We start from the raw sequence: 20,782 nt of genomic DNA, 5'->3' as shown, positions 1-20,782 counted from the left end.
ACACGCCAATTATCTTCGGGTGGCAGCCATGCAGGTCCTCAATGTCTTAAAACTGTCAAATCCCTGCCAATGTTCTCCAACCGGCTTCATCAACAGTTTCAAGCCCCAGATCAGCAGCCTTCTTTGCTTTTGATCCGGCTTTTTCTCCCAGCACAACCAGAGACGTCTTTTTGGAAACACTATCGGTTACCTGTGCTCCAAGACGCTCTGCGATCGCTTTTGCTTCAGGGCGGGTCATTGTGGTCAGGGTGCCAGTGAAGACGATAGTTTTGCCCGAGAGGTGGCCTTCGGACGGTGCTTCTTCTGCTTCAATTGTGTGAAGTTGCTGCCGCAGATCATCAAGAGTTTCGACGTTGTGGGCTTCTGAAAAGAATGCGACCAGTTCGTCTGCAATTGCACCACCGACGCCCATGATGGAATCTAACGCTTCCCGCTCTTCACTGCCCGCATTCGCGGCTACCATTGCGTCGCGCCAGGCTTCAAAGGTGCCGTAATGCCGCGCAAGAAGCTGGGCGTTACGCTCCCCAATCCGGCGAATTCCAAGACCGAAAATGAGCCTCGCCAGAGATATGGTCCGTCGCTCATCAATTGCCTGAAGGAGATTCCTGACCGAGAGTTCTCCCCAACCGTCCCGTTTTTGAAGTTCATCCTGATGTGCACTCAGGCGAAAAATATCACCTGGGCGCAGGACGTAGCCCGCAGCATGAAATTCTCGGATGCTGCGGTCTCCGAGGCCATCAATGTCGAACGCGCCTCGTGACACCATGTGGATGAGGCGTTCCACGACTTGTGCCTCACAGGTCAGTCCGCCCGTACAGCGGCGCACTGCTTCTCCATGAACACGCTCAGCCAGTGATCCGCAGACCGGGCAATGATCAGGGAAGACATATCGCGGGCTGCGTGGCTCATCGCTTTCCACAACGCCCAAAATTTGTGGAATGACGTCTCCGGCACGTTGAAGGCGAACCAGATCGCCATCACGAACGTCCTTACGGGCGATTTCGTCTTCGTTGTGCAGGGTTGCGCGTGAGACAATCACGCCACCAACATTGACGGGCTCCAGATGAGCTACAGGGGTCAAGGCGCCAGTTCGTCCGACCTGAATTTCAATCCGCAGCAGCCGGGTGATGGCCTGTTCAGCCGGGAACTTCCAGGCGATGGCCCAGCGTGGTGCGCGACCTGCAAACCCTAGCCGGTTCTGAAGGGCAATATCGTTCAGTTTGAAGACAATGCCATCAATATCATAATCGAGGCCGGAGCGATCGCGAGCAAGCCTGTCCACATACGCGGGGATATCCCGGGCATGTTCGATCAGTTGGGACAGGGGATTAACCGTGAAGCCCCAGCGTGTCAGGGCTTCAAGATATCCTGAATGGGTTTCGCTTATAGCGGACGATGCGTAACCCTGAGCGTAGGCGAACAGGGACAAGGGCCGGCTGCGTGTGATTTCCGGGTCTAGCTGCCGAAGAGATCCTGCTGCGGCATTTCGCGGATTGGCGAACGGTTTAATTCCGCGCTCTGCCTGTTGCTCATTCAGGGTCAGGAAGTTTTTCTTTGAGAGAAAAACTTCACCGCGGATTTCTACGAGATCTGGCGCATCATCAGGGAGAGTGTGCGGAATATCCTTAAGCGTCAGCAGATTAGCCGTGACGTCTTCACCCTCAATACCGTTTCCGCGCGTGACGCCCCGGACGAATTTTCGATTTTCATACGTCAGGTTAATAGAGAGGCCGTCAATTTTGGGTTCGGCGACAAATTGAAGAGCCTGAATGCCGTCGTCATCCAGTCCCAGAAAGCGACCGGCGCGGGAAACAAATCCTTCAAATCCGTCTGCCCCAAAGACGTTATCCAGAGACAGCATCGGAACAAGGTGACGGTGCTTTCCAAAAGCCGAATCGGGTAGGGCGCCTACGCGATCGCTCGCTCCTCCCTCACGACGAAGCTCAGGGTTGGCGTCTTCCAGTTCCAGAAGCTCACGCCGGGCAGCATCATATTCTGCGTCAGAAACCTCCGGGTCGTCCTTGCCGTGATAGGCCTCGTCCCATCGGGCGAGCAGGGTCTCAAGTTCGGCGTGACGATCGGCAGAATTCATGCGGTCTGTTCCAGAAGGCTATCTGCGGCGCCGCGTGCCGCATCAGTAATGACGTCACCCGCAAGCATCCGGGCAATTTCTTCGCGGCGGGCTTCACGGGAAAGAGGCTCTGCAAGTGTTTCAGTGCGCTCGTTGCGGATGCGCTTGGCAATGCGCAGGTGATGGTCACCTCGCGCGGCAACCTGCGGGCTGTGCGTTACGACCAGGACCTGTACGTCCTGTGCGACCTTGTGCAGCCGGTCGCCGATTGATGATGCGGTTGCGCCGCCAACGCCAGAATCCACCTCGTCAAAAACCAGTGTTCCAACGTCAGAGCGCTGTGCCAGCACAACCTTCAGCGCCAGCATCAGACGCGATAGCTCACCGCCAGAGGCCACTTTGGCCAAGGGACCGGGCGCCTGACCGGGGTTTGCTGCGATAAGAAAAGAGGATTGCTCCATGCCGCGGCTGTTCCATTGTTCGGGTGCGAGCGGGAGCAGAGAGACAATGAAACGGGCACGTTCAAGCTTGACCGGCTTCAACTCGCGGCTGACGGCCTGCTCAAGTTTTTGAGCAGAGTGTTCGCGCGCCTTGGACAGAGCTTTCGCGGCTTCTTCATAGGCCAGCCGCGCTTCTGTCAGAGCGACTTCAAGCTGTGACAGTTCGGCATTCCCCGAATCCAGCGCAGCCAGACGGCTCTTCAGGGACGCCAGAAAGGATGGCAGTTCAGCGACCGAGACGTTATGTTTTCTGGCTTCGGCCCGCAGGGAGAAAAGACGCTCTTCTGTCTCTTCCAGCAGTCGCGGATCGCTCTCCGTATCGGCAGCAAGACGCGTTAGCAGCATTTCTGCTTCTGCTAACGCTTCCTCGGCTTTTTCCAGCGCATCCAAAGCTTCCTGAGCCTGCGCCTGATGAGTGGAGGTGCTGCCTTCAGTTTCTGCAGAAGAAGGGAGCAACCGAACCAATGCCCTGCTGGCAGACCGCAAAGCTGCGGAAGGGTTTGATGAGCGTCGGTCACGCGGCGTCAGTTCAGAAAGAGCTGCGGCAACAGCCTCTCCGCGCCGTTCGTCTTGCTGAAGACTGACACGTAGCGCGGCAAGCGACTCTTCTTCGCCTTCCTGAGGAGCCAAAGTCGAGAGGTCATCAACAGTTGCACGCAGCCACTCTTCCTCGCGCGCAGCCGCATCCATTTCGGAGCGTGCTTTTGCGAGGGCTGTACGAGCATTGGCCCATTGATGAAATGTTGCGGCAGTTCGCGCCAGAAGGTCCCGTTTGACGCCGAATGCATCCAGCAAATTCAGGTGAGTGCTCTGATCGGCGAGGCCCATCTGCTCGTGCTGGCCCTGGATTTCCACGAGTTGAGACGCGATACGCCGCAGTAGACTAATTCCAACCGGCTGATCCGAGACATAAGCGCGCGAGCGTCCATCAGGCGTGACGATGCGGCGCAGCACCAGAGGCTCCGAAGCTTCTTCCAGTGCGATTCCCTGTTCGCTCAAAAGAGTGAAAACAGGATGCCCGGACGGAACTTCAAAGATGGCAGCCACACTGGCTTGAGCTGCCCCGGAGCGGATCAGTCCAGCATTGGCACGGTCTCCGAGGGCAAGGCCAAGGCTATCGAGCAGGATGGATTTACCAGCACCGGTCTCGCCCGTCAGAACGGTGAGACCTGCGGCCAGGGTCAGATCGAGCTTTTCGATCAGAACGACGTCACGGATCGAGAGATGGGTCAGCATGACGGGAATGTTGTGTGTAGTGAGGCGTGTTTCAAACGCCTCACATCAGAATACGCTATGCCAGGCGCGGGAAAAGAATCCACGCGGCTTGCTGGACGTCTTGGTCGGCTGCTTGAACTCACTGGACAGCAGCTTGTTATCCCGCAGATTTGCGTAGGCATAGCGGTACCACTGACTGTCTGGATAGTTGTAGCCCAGTACGGATGCCGTCTGTCTGGCCTGATCCTTGAGACCGAGAGCCAAATAGACTTCCACAAGACGCTCCAGCGCTTCAGCCACGTGGTTCGTGGTCTGGAAATCCTGCACGACACGCTGATAACGCGTCATTGCGGCTTCATAGTTGCGCTGCTGCTGATACCAGCGGCCAACCAGCATTTCCTTGCCTGCAAGATGATCACGGCAGAGATCGATCTTCAGCTGGGCATCACGTGCGTAAGCTGTCTGTGGGAAGCGAGTAATAACCTCTTCCAGCGCATCAAGGGCTTCAACCGTTCCCTGCTGGTCACGCTGCACGTCAGCGATCTGCTCGTAATAGCAAAGCGCGCGCAGATAGAAGGCATAGGCCGCATCAGGGCTGGTCGGGTGGAGCTGAAGATAACGCTCAAGCTGCTGAACCGAAAGCGCATACTCACCTTGGAGGTAGTAGGCATAGCCTTCCATCAGCTCGGCATTTCCGGTGAAACCCGAGTACGGATAGTTCTGCTGAAGCAGCTCGAATTCGCCGCCCGCCAGTTCATATCGGCCGGAATGAAGAGCATCGATACCGTAATTATACAGCGTCTCTGCGTCAGCAGCCTTTGGAATGACTGGCTTTTCATGCTTGTGAGAAAGCAATGAACAGCCTGACAGAAGCAGCAAACCGCTTACGGCCGCAGCCTTCAGAACAAGACCCCGTCCGTTCCAGGACACTTCGAAATGATGCTGAGTGCTGCTTGCCATACCTGCTCTTCCCGTGAAGCCCGTCTTATATCACGGGAATGCGGGGACGAAAGACCCGCCATTTAACCTTAGGCTGCGACGCGTGTGCGACGATGGCCGCGTGCCGAAACGGTAGGGGTCTCTGCTTCAAAACGCCAGTTTTTCTGATCTGAAAAAACGCTGCGCAGAAGCTCGTTATTGATCTTGTGACCAGACTTATGGCCGATAAATCCCGCTTTCAGGCGATAACCACAGCAATAGAGATCACCGATAGCATCCAGAAGCTTATGCCGGGCAAATTCCCGTTCGATTTTCAAGCCAGCTGGATTAAGGATGGTCTTGCCGTCCACTACAACAGCATTGTCGAGAGATCCGCCACGGGCGAGGCCGATACTTTGAAGATACTCAATGTCTTTGCGGTTCACAAAAGTACGGCAGAAAGACACTTCTTCCAGGAAACGAGCTGGATCTAGCTGCATGGCATAGCGCTGACACCCAATGGCTTCAGCATCAAAATTTAACGAAATTGCAAGAGAAAGACCGCGTTGAGCCGGGCGTAGCTCGGCAAAAGCACCGTTGTCGCCCTCAACTCTAACGTTTCGAAGAATTTCAATAATTTTTCGTGGCGTATCTAGCGTTTTCTTTCCTGCGCATCGTAGCAGAAAAGCAAACGCATCTGCCGAACCATCCAGAACCGGTAGTTCCGGTCCACTAACCGAAATGAGCGCGTTATCGATTTCCAAGGCGTTAAGTGCCGCCATCAAATGCTCAATGGTCGCTACACGCAAAGAAGGATCGTCTTTGCACGCGACAACAGTCGAGAGTTTGGTGTCGATAATCCGGTCATAGAGCGCAGGAAACGAGGGAGAGCCAGGGTAATCGCTCCGCTGGAAACGAATACCAGTATCCGCTGCGGCTGGAGAAATCTCCAGATCGACATCAAGCCCACTGTGAAGGGCGATGCCTCGGCAGGATATAGGAGAATCAAGGGTGGTCTGCAGGTTCTTCAAATCGGGACGCTCAGAGAAAAGAGGCGTCTGCGTGCTGTCAGACGCGCTGGAAAGTAGCGGGCGGACCTTTCGATCTGCTGGAACCGACTTTCCATGATGCGCTGGCGTAACCTGCATGAATCCCCCGACGATTTAGACTGGCTTATAATAAAACCCAGTCATCGCCGGAGTGCCATTCAATGATTGTTGCCGGATATTACCTGACTGCTTTCCTGCGATGCGCAAGATTTTGCAGGAAAGCAGTTCGCTTATTCAGCGACGGAGATAGGTGGGAATATCGAGCGTGGAATCATCGCTACCGTCAGACTGCGCTTGGTTATGGCGCTGGTCGGTGGGGTTATGATGATCCGTCTGCTGATATGCGTCACGGCTGTTCTGTTCCGTGCGCGGTGCTTGCGGGGCTGCTTGCTGCGGAGCCGGACGGCTCCGGAAAGCGCCTGTCATAAGGCCGAAAATGCTGCGTGGGGCTTCTGGAGCTGGTGCACGTGGCGGCTCGGAAAACAGGCCAGCGCGCGGGGAGCGAGGTGCTGCATCGTCCTGCGGGGCTGTGACGTGCGGCTGCTGAGGGGCCGCATGTGGCGGTGGTGCAACCGGGCTTTCTGCTGCCGGTGGGGGCGATGCAGGCTGCTGTGACGCGTTCGGGTCAAGGTTGAAGTTCGGGCGTGGCGGCCCACCTGCGTAGGTTGATCCCGGCTGAAACGTCTGGGGTGCCTGGCGGCTTTGAGCAGATGTATCACGTGGGGCCGAGGCAGCTGGGGCCTGCTGAGGAGGCGACGCAGGAGTTGTTTCTGTGTTGCCCGGATCATTTCTGGACTGGGTGTCGATGCCCGTTGCCACAACGGACACGCGAATACGTCCGTTCATGTTTTCATCGATCAAAGCACCAAAGATGATGTTGGCTTCTTCGGCAACTTCTTCACGAATACGGTCGGCAGCTGCGTTCACTTCGTAAAGCGTCAGATCTTCACCACCTGTGATGTTGATCAGCAGGCCGCGGGCGCCAGCCATGGACGCATCTTCAAGCAGTGGGTTGGAAATGGCGCGCTCGGCAGCGGCAACGGCGCGATCTTCACCGTCGTCTTCCGTGGTGGCTTCACCGGTGCCCATCATGGCCTTGCCCATCTCTTCCATCACGGCCTTCACGTCCGCAAAGTCGAGATTGATGAGGCCCGGGGAGACCATCAGGTCCGTAATGCCGCGAACACCCATGTTCAGGACGTTATCAGCCATTTTAAAGGCTTCACGGAACGTCGTGTTCTGGTTTGCGGAATTGAACAGGTTCTGGTTCGGAATAACAATCAGGGTGTCGACGTGCTTTTGAAGCTCGGCGATACCGGATTCAGCAGCCAGCGTGCGACGGCGACCTTCAAAGTTGAAGGGCTTCGACACCACACCAACTGTCAGAACCCCACGTTCACGGGCCATGCGCGCGATAACTGGTGCCGCACCCGTACCCGTACCACCGCCCATACCGGCTGTGATGAAGACCAGATTCGCCCCTTCGAGCTGACGCTCGATTTCCTGTGCAGCTTCTTCAGCAGCTTCGCGGCCGATTTCCGGCTTGGCGCCTGCGCCGAGACCGCGTGTCAGATGGGGGCCAAGCTGGACGCGGCGTTCAGCCTTGGAGTGGGCGAGCTGCTGCGCATCCGTGTTGGCAACAACGAACTCGACGCCCTTGAGCTCCGAATCGATCATGTTGTTGACGGCATTCGTGCCACCACCACCAACACCGACGACGGTAATGCGCGGGGCCAGTTCAACGTGAGAGTTCGGGGTCGGGGTAAGGTTCAAAGTCATGATCAGGTCCGGAACTGCGAGGAAGCAACGGAAAAAAGGGCGTTATTTTCTGTGTAGCTCATCCACGGTCGCGGATGAACCCCACGAGACGTTTCAGAAGGCTGCCAGATCGAGGTTCCGGGGTTGAAATGTCCCCAAAGTCCCGATCTGCGCCCGCTGCCCAGGCCAGAAGCCCCGCAGCGGTGGAAAAACCGGCCGAAGCTGCAGCAGTCTCCGGCAGGCCATGAACGTTCAGCGGTTTGCCCATGCGAACCGGCCGGGCAAGAATGCGTGTTGCGACAGGCACGATGCCTTCCATCAGGGAAGCTCCGCCTGTCAGAACAACACGCCCGTTGGCGAGACGCCCCAGACCTGCATTGTCCAGAGCATGGCGCACAAGTTCAAGTGTCTCTTCAACGCGAGGCTGAATAACGGAGATCACTTTCGAGCGTGGAATACGGGCCAAACGGTCCCGGCCTTCTCCAATGAGGGGCACGGAGAGGATTTCGCGTTGATCGTCGGACCCGAGCTGTGCCGCACCATACATGGTTTTCAGGCGCTCTGCAGTTTCCAGAGATGTCGAAAGAACGCCTGCAATATCACGGGTAACATGAAGGCCGCCGACAGGAATTTGTGCCGTATGGATCAGTCGGCCTTCACAGAAAACTGCGAGAGAGGTGGTTCCGCCTCCCATTTCCACGACGGTAACGCCTAAATCACGTTCTTCGTCAGCCAGTACGGCAACGCCAGAGGCAAAGGGGCTGGAAACCAATCCGTCGAGTTTGAGCTCTGAATGCTGAAGAACGGTATCCAGCGTGCGAAGAGCACTGGAGTTCATGTCAACAACGTGCAGTTTCGTCGCCAGCTGTTCACACTGATGGCCACGCGGATCAGCAATGCCAGGCATGGAGTCAACGACATACCCGATGGGAAGGGTATGGATGACGTCCCGACCTTCTGACCATGCACGAGCCTGACCGTCCGCGATCAGGCGCTGAACATCTCCATCCGTCACTTCACGGCCACCGATGGGCATATGGGCATCGATCAGTCGGCTTCGGGGATGACCGCAGGACAGATTGACGACCAGTGAGTCCATGCGTCGCTCTGCGGCTTCCTCTGCCTGACCAACGGTGGCGCGAATGGCAGCTTCGGCTTCACGAATATCGACGATCGATCCAGATCGAATGCCGTGGGAGCGCCGCCAGCCATACCCCAGAACCTGAATGGAACCATCCGGCTCACCCTTGCCAATAAGGCAGGTCATTTTCGTCGTGCCGATATCCAGCGCACCGAAAACACCATTGCGCCAGACGCGAGGTTTGGATGTCTCTTCCGGAGGCAGCGGCAGGATTTCACGTGATGCGCGGTTCAGCGCAACTTCGCGTTCGCCACCCACAGGGATCAGGGACCGGCCCCGCAGACCACCCCGGCGGCGAAAGGCCGGAAGATCGGACGTTGGTGTAAGATCGGTCATGGCTGCTGTGTCGTCTGGCTGCTGTCAGAAGGAGGGGCTGGTGTGTCTGTTTTGGCTGCGTCAGGAGGAGGTGTGGGCGCAGGTGTCTGATGAATGACCATGCGATCTGGAAGGCGCATGTCAATCGAGACGACAGGCCGATCCAGCAGGTTCATGCTTGTCTGGTATTGCGCGAGACGTGCAAACGCTGCGGCCTCTTCGCCTTCGGGGAGCATGACAGTTGTCCCGTCTTTCAGGGTCACATTCCAGCGCCTGTTTCCCACACGAATGAGAGCAGTCACACGAGATTTGACATCCGGCTGTTTAGCTAAAGCGTCAATGACGACGGACGCAGCAGTATTGGCACCATCGCCAACGACAAGCGGTAGCTGAAGAAACGCCTGAGCATTCTTGCCTGTCATGCCCTGATCGGGAACTTCTTCGCCGGCCTGATTAATAAGCGAAAAATGCCCATGTGTTTGCCAGACGGCAATGGGTGTACGTTCGGTCAGGTTAATGATGATTGTATCCGGCATCCGCCGCTCGACGGTCGCATGATCCACGAAGGGAAGTTCATCAATGCGCTGGCGTGCGGCTTCAACAGAAAAACCGAAAATTGGGTGGCCAGTACTTGTTCCCAGAGCTTCGTAAATTGATGCCTCGCTGGTCATGCCGCGACCATTGATGATGACGTGCCGAATAGGCAGTGGCTCCATGGCAACAAGTTTGGCTCTCAGGGGAGCAAAACGCTCCTCCGACGCTGCGTCATACAGGAGCCGCGCTCCTACTCCTCCCAGTCCAACCACGACAAGGAACACGATTCCGGGGCGAATCAGTTTCCGTTGACGGCGCAGGAACAGTTTCGTCCGTGACGGCCGGTCTTCGTAAGGCGGCATCGGCGCCGGGCGGAAAGCCGGGTCACGTCGGAAATCGGGTTCCTGAGGGCGGGAGTCCCTGCGCATCAGCGGGTCAGTGCCTCCTGAACCAGCCAGTCACAAAGATCCGGGTACGAAATGCCGCAATGCGCAGCCTGTTCCGGCAGCAGTGAGGTCGGGGTCATGCCGGGCTGCGTGTTAACCTCGAGGACGATCAAAGTATCCGTCTCGTCATCGTAGCGGAAATCCGTTCTGCTGGCGCCAGAACATCCCAGAATCTGATGAGCGCGCAGAGCATAATCCAGTGCACGCTCCGTCACGCTTTCTGGCAGTTCTGCCGGAACGACGTGCCTGGAGCCACCAGCTTTGTACTTTGCTTCGAAATCGTAGAATGCAGCCGTTTCGGCAGGCAGAATGTCGGTTACGGCCAGAGCGCGATCACCCATCACGCCCGCAGTCAACTCACGGCCCGGCACGAAGGCTTCAACAAGAGCTTCTTTGCCGAAGCGCCAGTTTTTTGCGATTTCGGCACGACGGTTGTCACCCTGGCGGATGATTTCAACGCCCACCGACGATCCTTCCGCAACGGGCTTCACAACGTAGGGAACGGGCAGCGGGTCTGCTTCCGCCAGTTCTTCGGGCGTGATGACACGGCCTTCAGCAATGGGAAGCCCCGCAGCCGCGAGCAGCATGCGGGTTGCTCCCTTGTCCATTGCGACAGCAGAGGCGCGGATGCCGGAGTGTGTGTAAGGAAGTCCCATCCATTCCAGAACACCCTGAATGGCGCCATCTTCGCCTTTGGGGCCATGCAATGCATTGAAGACCACTTCAGGGGCGGCCGATTTCAAAGCCTGAATGGTGACAGCAATATCGGCGCCGACATCGACTGGCGTTACCTCATGCCCTTTCTCGCGCAGGGCAGAGATGGCTGCATTGCCACTGACAAGGCTGACAGGTCGCTCGCTGGACGTACCGCCATATAAAACTGCGACCTTCATACTGTCTTCTCTCCTACGTCACGACGACCAATGCGTCTGATCTCCCAGTGCAGGTCAATTCCGCTGTGGTCCAGAACTTTCTTGCGAACAGTTTCCCCAAGCGTTTCAAGCTGTTCGCTATTGGCATCACCAATGTTCAGCAGGAAGTTGCAATGCTTCTCACTGACCTGAGCGCCACCAAGCGTCAGGCCACGGCAACCTGCTTCATCAATCAGCGCCCAGGCTTTGTGACCCTCTGGGTTACGAAACGTTGAGCCACCAGTGCGGGCACGAACAGGCTGGGACGCTTCGCGAGAGGCACGAATTTCTGCAAGGCGTTCCCGAATGGCATCTGGCGCGTCTGGTGTGCCCCGCAGTCTGGCCCGGATGACAATAGCGCCTTCCGGCAAGTCCGAATGACGGTACGCAAAGCCCAGTTCTTCACAGGTGAGGCGACGCAACTCGCCGTCTGACGTGAGAATATCCGCCCAATCGAGAACGGCATTGATGTCCGCACCATAAGCGCCAGCATTCATGCGTACAGCGCCGCCGATGGACCCGGGAATGCCGACAAGAAATTCCAGTCCAGCCAGTCCTGCCGCGGCACTGTGCTCGGCCACCGTAACATCCAGAGCTGCGGCGCCCACTACCAGGCCGTCAGTCTGGACTTCAATGTCCGAGAAACCACGGGCCAGCCGGACCACCACGCCTTCAATGCCACCATCGCGGATGATGACATTTGAACATGCGCCCAGAACTGTCAGGGGCATGTCGACGGGGCGGTTCCGCAGCAGGTCAGCCAGATCATCTTCGTCTTCTGGCACGAACAACCAGTCAGCGGGGCCGCCAGTGCGGAACCAGGCGCGGGCTCCCAGCGGTGCATTGGCCGTCAGACGTCCGCGAAGGCCCTGAACTGGAAAGTTGTCGCTCATACAGCGCTTTCCGGCGCCGGGCTCTTGGTGTTCAGAGCTTCCAGTTCTTGCGGAAGGGTCTGTGCCCACTGGGTAATTGTGCCAGCACCGAGGCAGACGACGTAGTCGCCGGGCTTTGCAATTGCGTTCACCATCTCAGGAAGAAGTTCAGGTGAGGGCAATGGCACGACAGACCGATGTCCACGATCCCGCAGGCCTTCGACCAGAGCATCACGATCTGCGCCTTCAATCGGGCTTTCACCAGCTGCATACACGTCAGCCACGATAACGGTGTCAGCATCGTTCATGCAGGTGCAGAATTCGCCGAACAGGCCTTTCAGGCGGGAATAGCGATGCGGCTGCACCACGGCGATGACGTTCTTTGCGCCTGCCTGACGGGCAGCTTTCAGGACAGCCGCAATCTCGACCGGATGATGACCATAATCATCAATGATCGACACGCCATTGAATTCACCCGTCCGCGTGAAACGACGCTTTACGCCCTTGAAGGACGCCAGGCCCGAGGCGATGACGGAATCACTGATTTCCATTTCCAGCGCCACTGCAATGGCTGCCAGAGAGTTAAGAACGTTATGATGGCCCAGCATTGGCAGGCGGAACGGACCGGCGCGACGCGTCCGGTTGCGGGCGCGGTTCGTGACCACAACCTCGAATGTTGCGCCACGCTTGTCCATCACGACCTTCTCAGCGCGAACATCGGCTTGCGGGCTGAAACCGTAAGTGATGATGCGGTGATCGGACAGGCGCGGGATCATCTGCTGAACCTGCGGGTGATCTACGCAAAGCACCGCAAAGCCATAAAACGGAATGTTGGAGACGAACTGGTCATAGCCCGCCTGCATGGCTTCTTCAGTACCCCAGTGATCCAGATGCTCGGGGTCCATGTTCGTGATGACCGCAATGACCGCTGGAAGGCGGAGGAATGATCCGTCGCTTTCATCGGCCTCAACAACCATCCAGTCACCGGAGCCCATACGGGTGTTGGTGCCGTATGCCTCGATGATGCCGCCATTGATGACGGTCGGGTCCAGCTTCGCATGCTCCAGAACACACGCCACGAGGCTTGTCGTCGTGGTCTTACCGTGTGTGCCGCCAATCGCGACAGACCAGCGCAGACGCATCAGTTCTGCCAGCATTTCCGCACGACGAACGACCGGGATCAGCTTTGCCCGCGCCGCAACAACCTCAGGGTTGTCTTTCTTGACGGCTGTAGAGGTCACGACAACCTGGGCGTCACCCAGATTGGAGGCATCATGTCCGATGTGGATCTGGATGCCAGCGTGTCGCAGACGCTGAACATTCGAGCTTTCCGCAATATCTGAACCCTGAACCCGGTAGCCCAGCATGTGCAGGACTTCTGCAATGCCGGACATTCCGATACCGCCGATACCGACGAAATGAATGGTTCCGATGTTCAGGGGCAGGGCGCGCATGGGGCAGGTACTCTTGAGGTAATAGGGTAAAAAAGAGATGATCAGGACCGAAGGCCAGCTTCGATCAGGTCTGCTACCTTTGCGGCAGCATGAGGGCGAGCAAACTGACGTGCAGCTTCGGCCGCAGCGGACAGACGCTCAGGATGGGTAATCAGGTCCGCAACAAGAGCTGTGAGAGCGGCAGATGTGAAATCCGGCTGACGAACCATCCAGGCAGCGCCCGCATCCTGTAATGCTTTGCCATTCGCGCCCTGTTCGTCAGAGGCTGCAATGGGCAGGGGTACAAGAATGGATGGCAGTCCGGCCATCGCCAGTTCCGCGACAGAAGATCCGCCTGCGCGACCAATAACCAGGTGTGCTGATTTCAGTCGCTCGGGAACGTCGTTGAAAAAAGGTTCAACCTCAACCGCAATACCAGCATCTTCATAGATGGCACGAACGCGATCGGTGTCTTCCGCACGAACCTGTTGCGTGACATGCAGACGTGTGCGGAAGCCAACCGGCAGAGCAGCCAGAGCCTGTGGCACAACATCTGAAAATACGCGGGCACCGAGAGAGCCACCCCAGATCAGGAGCCGAACAGTCTCTGTCGGGGCGGTATAGGGTTGCCCGAACAGGGCTTCGATCCCGGCCCGAACAGGCATACCCGTCAAAGTGATGCGGGCGCCCTGTGGGAGGCGCGCAACGCTGTCATAAGACGTGGCGATGAGCGGAGAAAAGCGCGACAGAAAGGCGTTTGCCTGTCCGAGAACCGCGTTTCCTTCGTGAATAACCATTTCCGGACGTTGCGATTTTGGCAACATGCGAGAGGCCAGAAGCGGCGGAATGGATGGATATCCTCCAAACCCGACAACAGCGGCCGCATCGAGTGTTTTGAGGACCCGGCGTGCTTCCAGCATACCTCGCAGAAGTGCAGTGACGCCGCGGACTTTCCCCCCAAGGCCTTTGCCAGCCACGCCTGCACCATCCAGCACATACTGAGGCCGATCTTTGAACAGGCCGGTCTCACGCCGTCCATGTCTGGCGTCTGTCATAAGAACAAGGTCATGCCCACGTTCTGCCAGGACGGTTGCAACAGCTTCAGCCGGGAAAAAATGCCCTCCGGTTCCACCGGCAGCAACGACAATCGGACGTTTCATGGGGTGTTTCTCTCAAGAAGGGAGCCGGGGGTGTAAGGGGTGGCGACACGCTGGGCAATCTTGCCCGGACCAACGTGATGGCGCGTCAGGGCAAGGACCATTCCCATGGTCAGAGCAATGGACATGGCGGAACTCCCACCATACGAAATGAATGGCAGCGTCATACCCTTTGTTGGGATGAGGTGAAGTGTGGACCCCATATTGACGAAAGCCTGTAGTCCGAACCCTGTGACCAGGCCTGCCGCAGAGACAATCACAAAAGGATCTTCTTCCCGCATAAGCTTCAGCAGGGTGCGAAGAACGATAATGCCGAACACGGTGATAATGCCGAAGCAAAGCAACAGGCCGTACTCTTCGCCGGCAACGGCAAAAACAAAGTCGGCATGAGCATCAGGCAGCAGATCCTTGACGCGTCCTTCACCCGGCCCACGTCCGAGTAGACCCCCATTTCCGAAAGCACGAAGCGCCGTGTCGATCTGATAGTGATCGCCGACATCCGGATGCAGGAACCGCTCAACACGTGAGCGCACGTGCGGGAACATGACGAACGCCATGCCGAACGCACCAATCATGCCTGCAACACAAAGCCCAACCCAATACAGACGCAGTCCGTCGACGAAGAGCTGCGTCATGAAAACCATGGTGATGACGGACAACATTCCAATGTCCGGCTGGGACTTGAGGAGCGCCAGAATGACGCCAAAGCATGCGAAGGCGATCAGCATTCCGGGGAACGCTATGTTCCCCCGCAAAACGACCGTCCGGCGTGCGGAGAGCAGCCAGCCCGTCATGACGGCAAAGCAGGGTTTAAGGAATTCTGAAGGCTGCACGGACATCATAGGCAGGGCGATCCAGCGGCGCGCGCCTTTGATCTCCATCCCGTGCACCAGTGTCATGGCTGTGGCGGCGAGGGCAAGAATACCCCCGATAAAGGCCAGCTTTTTGACACCGGCTCGCGAAAGATAAGACACACCAAGCACGATCGCCCCAGCCAGCGCCAGGAAGATCACCTGCTTGAGGATGAACATGTTGCGGGATGCGCCAATTCTCGAAGCCACGGCAGGGCTGGCCGCGAGCATCAGCACATAACCCAGGCCGATCAGAATTCCGACACAGGCGAGCGTGACCCGGTCGGTATTGCGCCACCAGCGGGCGATTGCCGATGAATCGACACGGGAGGAGCCCGCCATGACCGTCAACCTTCCTGTTCTGCTTTGAGCATTTTGCCCGAATGGCCTGATTTCACAATATTATCGCAAATCTGGAGAAAGTGTGACCCACGATCCTCAAAACTGCGAAACTGATCAAAACTTGCACAGGCCGGAGACAGAAGAACGGTTTTGACCCCACCCGCAACGGCTGCGTCAAACGCTGCGGGAACTGCGCGATCAAGCGTGTCACACATCGTGTAGGGAACGTCATTGGCTTGAAGTGTTGCAGCAAGAACAGAGGCATCTCGGCCAATGAGGAACGCGTGGGCAATGCGGTCAAACCACGGGACAAGCATCTCGATGCCTCCCGCTTTAGCCGTTCCCCCTGCAATCCACATCACACGGTCGTAGGACCCAAGCGCCTTGGACGCAGCTTCGGCATTAGTTGCTTTGCTATCGTTGATGAACGCGACACCATCCCGCTCGGCTACCTTTTGCAGCCGATGTTCCAGACCGGGAAATGAGGCCAATCCATCACGAATAGCCGTGTCGCTCAAACCAAGATGCTTTGCCATCGCCCAAGCCGCGGCAACGTTCTGACGGTTGTGCCGTCCGGGGAGTGCCGGGCCGTCGAAGGATGGAACCGCATCCGGCGCCAGCATCGTGACGGGAATTCCCCGTGACGAAATTTTCTCCGCGATCGTCAGGCACCATGGATCGTCTTCTCCGATTGCCGCCAGATCTTCGGACGTCATGTTGTCGAAGACATGCGCTTTCGCTGTCGCGTAGCCATCCATGTCTCCATGACGATCAAGATGGTCCGGTGTAATGTTCAACAGGCAGGCAGTTGCAGCGTGGAACTGGTCCAGCCGTTCCAGCATGTATGATGACATCTCAATAACGTAAACGCCGGTATCAGCCAGAAGAGGAAGTGCCAGAGACGCAGTGCCCAGATTGCCGCCCGCGACACAGGGAACCCCGGCGGATTGCAGGAGATGAGCCAGCAGAGCTGTTGTTGTGGATTTTCCGTTAGTACCGGTTATGGCGGCAAAACGCGCTTTGGATCCGGTTTTGCGGACATTGCGATAAAGCAGTTCTGCATCTGACAGGATCTGCACATTCTGAGCGCGGGCCAGTTCGGCCACGGGATGCGGCTTAGGCAGAATGTGCGGAATACCAGGAGACAGGACGAGCGCTGTCATGCCGGACAGGTCTGTCAGTGGTGCAAGTGTCAGCCGCTCATGAGGGGACAGAGACGGGGCGTTATCATCCCATGCCTGAACCTCGGCACCCATGTTCAGCAACGCGCTGACTACGGCCGCACCGTTACGACCAAGGCCGCAAACCGCATAGCGCTCGCCTGCGAGAAGATCTGTCGGAAAGCCTGTCATCTCAATTTCAGCGTGGCCAGACCACACAGCCCCAGAACGATGGAGACAATCCAGAATCGTACGACGATCTTCGGTTCCTGCCAGCCCTTCTTTTCAAAGTGATGGTGCAACGGTGCCATGAGGAACACACGCCGGCCTGTACGCTTGAACCAGAAAATCTGAATCACGACGGAGAGTGTTTCTGCGACGAACACACCGCCAACAATGCACAGAACGAGCTCATGTTTGACGGCGACAGCAACGGCACCCAGTGCACCGCCAAGGGACAGGGAGCCTGTATCACCCATAAAAACGGCCGCCGGGGGCGCATTGAACCATAGGAAGCCAAGCCCCGCTCCAATCAGTGCGGCGCAGAACACAGCTAGTTCGCCGGTGCCCGGAACAGGGTGAAGCTGGAGGTAATCAGCAAAAACATGGTTACCAACGAGATAGGCAATCAGCGCAAAGACGAGCGCTGCAATTACGACAGGAACAATTGCCAGGCCATCCAGACCATCAGTGAAGTTCACGGCATTGCCGAAGCCTGTGATCGTAATCATGGCAAAAAGTGGGAAGGCATAACCGAGCGGAAGGAGGATATCCTTCACGAAGGGGAACGCGACGGCATTACGGAGTTCCGGCGGCGTCAGATGCTGGAGCCAGATGCCTGCGATGAGAGAAGCTGCAAACTCACATCCGAGCCGTACACGCTTGGACACACCTTTCGTGTTACGGCGGGAGAGCTTCAGATAGTCGTCTGCAAAGCCAACGGCACCGAATGCGGCAGTCGTGAGCATAATGGCCCAGACGAAACCGTTGGTCAGGTCTGCCCACAACAGCGTCGCGGAGAACAGCGCGATCAGGATCAGCATCCCGCCCATTGTTGGCGTGCCAGCCTTTTCCAGAATATGCCGTTCCGGACCAAGCGTGCGGATAGGTTGCCCTTCACGCTGGATCCGTTTGAGCTGTGCAATGAAGGGGTTGCCAAGCGCCAGCGAGATCACCAGCGCCGTCAGGCACGCACAACCCGAGCGGAACGTCAGATAATGGAAGAGGTTGAAGAACCCGCCATGCGATGAGGCATGAGAGGCGACGAGATTGAACAGCATCAGGCAGAGACCGGGTTGGAAGCGTTATCGAGGGCCGCAATGACATCGCGCATCCGGCTGCCCAAACTGCCTTTGACAAGCAGAAGGTCACCGGGGCGGAGAGCATCACACAGAAGGGGGGCGAGGGAAGACGCGTCCGGGGCATAACCACCCCGCACGGTTTCGGGAAGAGCTTCGTAAAGCGCGTGCATGTGGGTGCCGCAGCAGAAAGCCAGTGCATCTGATGCGATTACGGCATCCGCAAGAGAACGATGTTCTGCCTCTGCGAACTCGCCAAGCTCACGGATGTCTCCTAGAGCGACGACGCGCCGTTTGGCGGGAAGAAGCGAGAGAGTCTCTAGCGCCGAACGAATGCTGGTCGTGGATGCATTGTAGCTTTCATCAAGCAACTGCACGCCGTTCAGCACAGTACGTATCTGTCCGCGGCCTGCTCCTGGAACAAACCCGGTCAACGCTTTAGCCGCATCCTGCACATTTTCGCCAAGGGCTGCGACAGCTCCGAGAGCCAGCGCGGTATTTCGCGCCAGATGTCGGCCGGGAGCTGTTAATCTGACGGACACGCTCGGAGCATTAGGGAATGTCAGGGTAAAAGTGCTGCCTTCCGCGGTGCAGACCAGGTTTTCTAACCGGACTTGGGCGGCAGCAGAGAAGCCGCTTAACCAAAGAGATGTATGGTCAGGAAGAGCTGCCTGAAACAGGTCTTGCCCCACAGCATCGTCTGGAGCAATGGCCGTCCCGTGTGGTGGTAATGCACTGAAGAGCTGGGATTTTTCACGCGCGATTTCTTCCACGCTTCCCATGTGGCCCAGATGTGCTGTTCCGATAGTGGTAATGATCCCGACGTCCGGGCGAACCTGCGCAGCCAAGGGGGCGATTTCCCCCACATGGTTCATGCCAATCTCACTCACGCAAAAACGTGCGTCGCGGGGGAGGCGCGCTAAGGTGAGAGGCACGCCCCAGTGATTATTGTATGAGGCGATGGCAGCATGTGTCGGCCCGAGCGCAGAAAGTGCGGTGCGGAGCATGTCTTTCGTCGTGGTCTTGCCGACGCTGCCTGTAATCGCAACGACTTTTCCACCGAACCGCGCGCGTGCGAAGCGTCCCAGTGCTTCCAGACCCGTCATCGTATCGGCAACGATCAGGAAGCGTGGATCTGTCAGGCCTCTGGTGTCATGCACCATCACACACGCTGCCCCGGCATGGAGGGCTTGCGCGATGTGAGCGTGGCCATCACTGGCATCGCCCTTAAGTGCGATGAAAAGGTCGCCAGATTTCAGTGTCCGCGTATCAATGGAAATTCCGGTGACGGAAACGTCGGCTTCAAGGCGGCCATTTGTCGCATCACGAAGCTCTTCGGATGTCCAGAGAACGCTCATGCTGCACCTGCGAGTTCACGGATAACGCTGCGGTCATCGAACGGAAGAACGGTTTGACCAACAATCTGTCCCTGCTCATGACCCTTGCCGGCAACAACCAGAATGTCACCTGGCTGAAGCGCGTCCAGCCCTGCGGCGATCGCAGACCTCCTGTCCCCGATTTCGTGTGCTTCCGGGCAGGCTGCATGAATGGCGGAACGAATACTCTGCGGATCTTCCGTGCGCGGATTATCGTCTGTGACAATCGCCAGGTCCGCCATGCGCGCTGCAACTTCGCCCATCAATGGGCGCTTGCCACGATCGCGATCTCCGCCCGCACCAAACACGACGACCAGCCGTCCCTGAGTGTGTGGACGGAGGCTGGCGAGAACGCGTTCCAGCGCATCCGGTGTGTGGGCATAATCGACGTAGGCGGCTGCTCCATTGGAGAGCTCAGCTGCGCGCTCACATCGTCCGCGGACACCGGTCAATTGCGGCAGGTATTCCACAATGCTTCGTGCTTCGCTTTCATCCTGCCAGCACATCGCGGCTGCCAGCATGGCATTATCAGCCTGGAACAGGCCAGGTAATGCCAAAGTCATTTCCGGAAGCTCTTCTCCATAAAGGGAGAGCCGAACGATCTGACCGGTAGGTGTGGGTGTGGTTTCAAGGAGGCGTAGGGCCATGCCTGTCTTGCCTACTGTACGGAGTGTCATACCGCGCTGGGCTGCTAATGCCTTCAGGGCGTTGAATGTCTCCGGATCCATATCCGCATTGACCGCAGCGATGCCATCTGCCGGCAAAAGGTCTTCAAAGAGACGTAGCTTGGCTTCACGATAAGCTGAAATCGTGCCGTGGTAATCCAGATGGTCGCGCGTCAGATTTGAGAAGCCCGCTGCGTTCAGTGTCACGCCATCGAGGCGATGCTGTTCCAGTCCGTGTGAGGATGCTTCAAGCGCAACATGATCCACACCATACTGTGCCAGAGAGGCAAGCGTTTGGGCCAAAGACACGGGATCGGGCGTTGTGAGCGACGGTGGGGGCGGGACGTCAACGTTCGCAATCAGTCCAAGCGTTCCAAGGCTGGCGGCCTTGAAGCCCTGAAGCGTCCAGATCTGGCGGAGAAACTCTGCCGTGCTGCTTTTGCCGTTTGTTCCCGTGACCGCGGCGATACAGGTCGGCTGCGGACCAGCAAGAGTTACAGCGGTCAACGCGAGCAGGCGCTTGGCATCAGGGGTGAGCAGAACAGGAATATCGGCTTGCGCCGGATGATCAGCAATAACGGCAGCCGCACCATTCGCGACCGCTTGTGGGATGAAAGCTGCTCCGTCCTGTTTTGCGCCACGGAGAGCGAAAAACAGCGTGCCCGGCTGGACCTGTCTGCTGTCTGCTGTGACCGCGCAGATTTCAGGGTCAACGGAAGGCGACAGAACGGAACCATTCTGCCGGAGGAGTTCAGAGAGACGCATGGGCA

16 protein-coding genes are annotated in these 20,782 nt (G+C 57.5%); all 16 read right to left on the bottom strand.

Annotated elements, in window-relative coordinates:
• Nucleotides 1–55: 55 nt before the first annotated feature.
• Complete coding sequence (gene ligA / locus KP705_RS06590; RefSeq protein ID WP_215764202.1) at nt 56–2,092, bottom strand: NAD-dependent DNA ligase LigA; 2,037 nt, start codon at nt 2,090–2,092, stop codon at nt 56–58.
• Nucleotides 2,089–3,807, bottom strand: coding sequence for a DNA repair protein RecN (gene recN, locus KP705_RS06585; protein ID WP_046901362.1), 1,719 nt, complete (start codon nt 3,805–3,807; stop codon nt 2,089–2,091). The genes ligA and recN overlap by 4 nt, the downstream gene beginning before the upstream one ends.
• A gap of 45 nt (nt 3,808–3,852) precedes the next feature.
• Nucleotides 3,853–4,746, bottom strand: a complete 894-nt coding sequence (locus KP705_RS06580) for an outer membrane protein assembly factor BamD (protein ID WP_046901363.1) — start codon at nt 4,744–4,746, stop codon at nt 3,853–3,855.
• A gap of 68 nt (nt 4,747–4,814) precedes the next feature.
• On the bottom strand, nt 4,815–5,852 hold the full coding sequence (lpxC, locus tag KP705_RS06575) for a UDP-3-O-acyl-N-acetylglucosamine deacetylase (RefSeq protein WP_215764201.1): 1,038 nt from the start codon (nt 5,850–5,852) through the stop codon (nt 4,815–4,817).
• Nucleotides 5,853–5,987: 135 nt separating this feature from the next.
• Nucleotides 5,988–7,532 carry a cell division protein FtsZ gene (gene ftsZ / locus KP705_RS06570; RefSeq protein WP_064273095.1) on the bottom strand — a complete coding sequence of 515 codons (1,545 nt, stop codon included), beginning with the start codon at nt 7,530–7,532 and terminating at the stop codon, nt 5,988–5,990.
• 58 nt (nt 7,533–7,590) lie between these two features.
• Nucleotides 7,591–8,988 carry a cell division protein FtsA gene (ftsA, locus tag KP705_RS06565; protein WP_215764200.1) on the bottom strand — a complete coding sequence of 466 codons (1,398 nt, stop codon included), beginning with the start codon at nt 8,986–8,988 and terminating at the stop codon, nt 7,591–7,593.
• Nucleotides 8,985–9,929: a cell division protein FtsQ/DivIB gene (locus tag KP705_RS06560; protein WP_211516637.1), complete on the bottom strand. Its 945-nt coding sequence runs from the start codon at nt 9,927–9,929 to the stop codon at nt 8,985–8,987. Before KP705_RS06560 ends, ftsA begins: the two co-directional genes overlap by 4 nt.
• Nucleotides 9,929–10,840 carry a D-alanine--D-alanine ligase gene (locus KP705_RS06555; RefSeq protein WP_215764199.1) on the bottom strand — a complete coding sequence of 304 codons (912 nt, stop codon included), beginning with the start codon at nt 10,838–10,840 and terminating at the stop codon, nt 9,929–9,931. The genes KP705_RS06560 and KP705_RS06555 overlap by 1 nt, the downstream gene beginning before the upstream one ends.
• On the bottom strand, nt 10,837–11,751 hold the full coding sequence (gene murB / locus KP705_RS06550; protein ID WP_215764198.1) for a UDP-N-acetylmuramate dehydrogenase: 915 nt from the start codon (nt 11,749–11,751) through the stop codon (nt 10,837–10,839). The genes KP705_RS06555 and murB overlap by 4 nt, the downstream gene beginning before the upstream one ends.
• Nucleotides 11,748–13,184 (bottom strand): UDP-N-acetylmuramate--L-alanine ligase, encoded by a 1,437-nt coding sequence (murC, locus tag KP705_RS06545; RefSeq protein WP_046901369.1) that lies wholly within the window; start codon nt 13,182–13,184, stop codon nt 11,748–11,750. The genes murB and murC overlap by 4 nt, the downstream gene beginning before the upstream one ends.
• 41 nt (nt 13,185–13,225) lie before the next feature.
• Complete coding sequence (gene murG, locus KP705_RS06540) at nt 13,226–14,323, bottom strand: undecaprenyldiphospho-muramoylpentapeptide beta-N-acetylglucosaminyltransferase (protein WP_215764197.1); 1,098 nt, start codon at nt 14,321–14,323, stop codon at nt 13,226–13,228.
• Nucleotides 14,320–15,513, bottom strand: coding sequence for an FtsW/RodA/SpoVE family cell cycle protein (locus KP705_RS06535; protein ID WP_086633620.1), 1,194 nt, complete (start codon nt 15,511–15,513; stop codon nt 14,320–14,322). The genes murG and KP705_RS06535 overlap by 4 nt, the downstream gene beginning before the upstream one ends.
• 5 nt (nt 15,514–15,518) lie before the next feature.
• Nucleotides 15,519–16,865, bottom strand: a complete 1,347-nt coding sequence (gene murD, locus KP705_RS06530; RefSeq protein WP_215764196.1) for a UDP-N-acetylmuramoyl-L-alanine--D-glutamate ligase — start codon at nt 16,863–16,865, stop codon at nt 15,519–15,521.
• Nucleotides 16,862–17,953, bottom strand: coding sequence for a phospho-N-acetylmuramoyl-pentapeptide-transferase (gene mraY / locus KP705_RS06525; RefSeq protein ID WP_215764195.1), 1,092 nt, complete (start codon nt 17,951–17,953; stop codon nt 16,862–16,864). Before mraY ends, murD begins: the two co-directional genes overlap by 4 nt.
• The gene (gene murF, locus KP705_RS06520; RefSeq protein ID WP_215764194.1) at nt 17,953–19,329 is read right to left on the bottom strand and encodes a UDP-N-acetylmuramoyl-tripeptide--D-alanyl-D-alanine ligase; all 1,377 of its coding nucleotides are present in this window, start codon (nt 19,327–19,329) and stop codon (nt 17,953–17,955) included. The genes mraY and murF overlap by 1 nt, the downstream gene beginning before the upstream one ends.
• Nucleotides 19,326–20,777, bottom strand: a complete 1,452-nt coding sequence (locus tag KP705_RS06515; protein WP_046901375.1) for a UDP-N-acetylmuramoyl-L-alanyl-D-glutamate--2,6-diaminopimelate ligase — start codon at nt 20,775–20,777, stop codon at nt 19,326–19,328. Before KP705_RS06515 ends, murF begins: the two co-directional genes overlap by 4 nt.
• Between the last annotated feature and the right edge of the window lie 5 nt (nt 20,778–20,782).

The organism is Gluconobacter sp. P1D12_c (assembly GCF_018812105.1).
GTDB lineage: Bacteria > Pseudomonadota > Alphaproteobacteria > Acetobacterales > Acetobacteraceae > Gluconobacter > Gluconobacter oxydans_A.
The sequence above is the reverse complement of the archived record's forward strand: the minus strand, read 5'-3'. Positions and strand labels throughout refer to the sequence as shown.

Coding starts and splice junctions, on each gene's coding strand:
- ftsZ (WP_064273095.1), bottom strand. CDS start 7,532: ATGACTTTGAACCTTACCCCGACCCCGAACTCTCACGTTGAACTGGCC.
- KP705_RS06555 (WP_215764199.1), bottom strand. CDS start 10,840: ATGAAGGTCGCAGTTTTATATGGCGGTACGTCCAGCGAGCGACCTGTC.
- KP705_RS06580 (WP_046901363.1), bottom strand. CDS start 4,746: ATGGCAAGCAGCACTCAGCATCATTTCGAAGTGTCCTGGAACGGACGG.
- KP705_RS06535 (WP_086633620.1), bottom strand. CDS start 15,513: ATGGCGGGCTCCTCCCGTGTCGATTCATCGGCAATCGCCCGCTGGTGG.
- murB (WP_215764198.1), bottom strand. CDS start 11,751: ATGAGCGACAACTTTCCAGTTCAGGGCCTTCGCGGACGTCTGACGGCC.
- murF (WP_215764194.1), bottom strand. CDS start 19,329: ATGAGCGTTCTCTGGACATCCGAAGAGCTTCGTGATGCGACAAATGGC.
- ligA (WP_215764202.1), bottom strand. CDS start 2,092: ATGAATTCTGCCGATCGTCACGCCGAACTTGAGACCCTGCTCGCCCGA.
- lpxC (WP_215764201.1), bottom strand. CDS start 5,852: ATGCAGGTTACGCCAGCGCATCATGGAAAGTCGGTTCCAGCAGATCGA.
- ftsA (WP_215764200.1), bottom strand. CDS start 8,988: ATGACCGATCTTACACCAACGTCCGATCTTCCGGCCTTTCGCCGCCGG.
- murG (WP_215764197.1), bottom strand. CDS start 14,323: ATGAAACGTCCGATTGTCGTTGCTGCCGGTGGAACCGGAGGGCATTTT.
- murD (WP_215764196.1), bottom strand. CDS start 16,865: ATGACAGGCTTTCCGACAGATCTTCTCGCAGGCGAGCGCTATGCGGTT.
- recN (WP_046901362.1), bottom strand. CDS start 3,807: ATGCTGACCCATCTCTCGATCCGTGACGTCGTTCTGATCGAAAAGCTC.
- murC (WP_046901369.1), bottom strand. CDS start 13,184: ATGCGCGCCCTGCCCCTGAACATCGGAACCATTCATTTCGTCGGTATC.
- mraY (WP_215764195.1), bottom strand. CDS start 17,953: ATGCTGTTCAATCTCGTCGCCTCTCATGCCTCATCGCATGGCGGGTTC.
- KP705_RS06560 (WP_211516637.1), bottom strand. CDS start 9,929: ATGCGCAGGGACTCCCGCCCTCAGGAACCCGATTTCCGACGTGACCCG.
- KP705_RS06515 (WP_046901375.1), bottom strand. CDS start 20,777: ATGCGTCTCTCTGAACTCCTCCGGCAGAATGGTTCCGTTCTGTCGCCT.